Origin of the sequence: Streptomyces huiliensis (assembly GCF_020037025.1) — a bacterium.
Taxonomy (GTDB): domain Bacteria; phylum Actinomycetota; class Actinomycetes; order Streptomycetales; family Streptomycetaceae; genus Streptomyces; species Streptomyces huiliensis.
Genome location: NZ_JAIQLH010000412.1, coordinates 1 through 2,318, shown reverse-complemented (window position 1 = coordinate 2,318; position 2,318 = coordinate 1). Strand labels below are relative to the sequence as shown.

General features: G+C 72.2%; 4 protein-coding genes. 1 reads left to right on the top strand and 3 read right to left on the bottom strand.

The genetic code is table 11. The features are described from left to right. Both JNW98_RS34385 and JNW98_RS34380 read right to left on the bottom strand, forming a co-directional pair. The coding region (locus JNW98_RS34385) for a DUF4360 domain-containing protein (protein ID WP_223772212.1) at positions 1-562 on the bottom strand (562 nt) is incomplete at its 3' end. 49 nt (positions 563-611) lie between these two features. After that, positions 612-1,256 (bottom strand): DUF4360 domain-containing protein, encoded by a 645-nt coding sequence (locus JNW98_RS34380; protein ID WP_223772211.1) that lies wholly within the window; start codon positions 1,254-1,256, stop codon positions 612-614. Positions 1,257-1,478: 222 nt separating this feature from the next. On the opposite strand from JNW98_RS34380, the gene JNW98_RS34375 reads away from it, so the two are divergent. Then, the gene (locus tag JNW98_RS34375) at positions 1,479-1,769 is read left to right on the top strand and encodes a hypothetical protein (RefSeq protein ID WP_223772210.1); all 291 of its coding nucleotides are present in this window, start codon (positions 1,479-1,481) and stop codon (positions 1,767-1,769) included. 6 nt (positions 1,770-1,775) lie between these two features. Here JNW98_RS34375 and JNW98_RS34370 read toward each other — a convergent pair. Further along, on the bottom strand, positions 1,776-2,318 hold a 543-nt coding region (locus JNW98_RS34370), incomplete at its 5' end, for a phosphotransferase family protein (protein WP_223772209.1).

Here is a 2,318-nt window from a genome sequence, read left to right as displayed (position 1 = left end):
CGGCGTCCACGCGCAGCTCCGTGTTGATGTTGAAGTAGCGCATCGCGCCGCAGGGCGCGTAGACCAGCGCGTCGATGTCCGTGGTGTCGGACGTCTGCCAGTTGTCGTTGAGCGGGCCCGTGAAGTGGTGGTTGACGAACGAGGTCTGCTGCATCCCCTGGAAGTAGTAGTTCGCCCGCTCCAGCCCGCTCGCCCCCTTCTCCAGGTGCGCGAACCCGCGGTAGTCCGCCCGCGCGACCGCGTACGTGAAGCCCTGCGGGACGTGGACGTTCAGGCTGAGCTGGCAGTTCCTGCGGAAGTCGGTCGGCTTGGAGCCGACGCCCACCTGTGCCACGTAGTTGCTGTACGACACGGTGAAGGCCGTGTTGTCCGGCGACACCGCCACGTTCGCGGTCCCCGCCGGGCACCCCGAACCGTTGACGGTCACCACGTCGATCACGACCTTGTCCGGCGGCGGCACCCCGATCGGGGCGGCGCCCGCCGGCGGGACCGCGACGACGGTCAGCAGGGCCGCCGCGGCGCCGCCGAGCACGGCCGGTCTGAGCTTGGTGCGTCCGCGCATGAAGTCCCCTCCCACTGCGCCGCGCCCGGAAGCACGGATGAGGAACGGCTCAGGAACACTGCTTCCACTCGAAGTGGTAGAGGGTGTTGACGCTGCCGTCGGCCGAGTCCATCGCCATGAAGCTGGTGGTCGACGCCGGGTCCGAGCTGCCGGCGCTCACCCGCAGCTCGGTGTTGACGTTGAGGATCCGCTGGGTTCCGCAGGGCGCGTAGACCAGCGCGTCGAAGTCCGTCACGTCGCTGGTCTGCCAGTCGTCGCTGAACGGGCCGCTGAAGCGGTGGTTGGCGGACGTCGTCTGCTGCATGCCCTGGAAGTAGTAGCTCGCCTTCTCCAGGCCCGTCGCCCCGCTCTGCAGGTGGGCGAAGCCTCGGTAGTCCGCTCTGGCGATGGCGTAGGTGTAGCCCTGCGGGACGTGGACGTTCAGGCCGAGCTGGCAGTTCTTGCGGAAGTCGGTGGGCTTCGAGCCGAGGCCGACCTGGGCCAGGTAGTTGGAGTAGGACACGGTGAAGGCCGTGTTGTCCCCGGCCACGGCGACGGCCGCGGTCCCGGCCGGGCAGCCGGAGCCGTTGACGGAGACCACGTCGATCTGGATCCTGCCCGGTGGCGGCGCGCCCTCGGCCGCCGTCGCCTGGGGGGAGAGGGCGGTGGCGGCGAACGCCACGGCCGCGGTGCCGATGAGTGCCGGTTTCCACATGGGGATGCCTCCAGCTGCTCCGCCGAGTGACTGCGCGAGACATGCCACCACCGCTGTGCGGTCATGTACAGGTCAGGTTGAGCCGAGGTGTGGCCGGTACTCGCCGGGGGCCGTTCTTGCCTCCCCGGCGGCCCCGGAGGGACGGTGGAAGGGACGTCCCGCGCTCCGGTCGGCGCGGAACCCGAGCGCCGGGTGCGGCACGCCGTGGCGAAGGAGAAGGCCATGCGTACTCTGCTCAGGGCCCGGATGGACACCCACACGGCCAACGAGGCGATCAGGAACGGCAGCATGGGGGCGACCGTCCAGGAGATCCTCGAACAGGTCCGCCCCGAAGCCGCCTACTTCACCTGCATGGACGGCGGACGCACCTGCCTCCTGGTCTTCGACATGCGGGACTCCTCCCAGATGCCGGCGCTCCTGGAGCGGTTCTTCCTCGACATGGAGGCCGAGGTCGAGCTGATCCCCGTCATGAACGCCGACGAGCTGCGGGAAGGGCTCGGCGCGCTGTCCTGACCCCGCTCAGAGGCGGCCGTACCCTTCGAGCCCGTCCGCCAGCACCGCCGCGTCCCCGTCCCGGAGCGCGGACAGCGCCTGCTGGAGCGCGAAGGTGCCGCGGATCGCCGGCACCCGGCCGGCCGGCTCCCGGAGGGCCGGACCGCCGCGGGCCACGACCTGCCGCAGGAACGCGTCCCCGTACGAGGCGGCGACCGCCGCCAGGTCCACGGCCGGGTCGCCGATCGCGGCCTCGTCCCAGTCGACCACCCCGCGCAGCACGGGGAGCCCGTCCTCCGTCTCCCACAGCACGTTCTCGCCGCCCAGGTCGCCGTGGACCAGGGCGCCCGACACGTACGGCAGCTCCTCGGCCGCCGTCAGCTCCCGCCCGGCCCGCGCCCGCCCGGCGGGGGAGAGCAGCGGGAACAGCTCCGCGCGGACGTCGGACGCGAACCGGTGCCACTCGTCGCGCGGGGCCTCCGGCAGCTCCCCGCGCGGCCCCGGCTCCCCGCCCGCCCGGCCGAGCGCCGTCAGCAGCGCGGCGAACTGCCGGGCCGCCGCGTCGGCGGC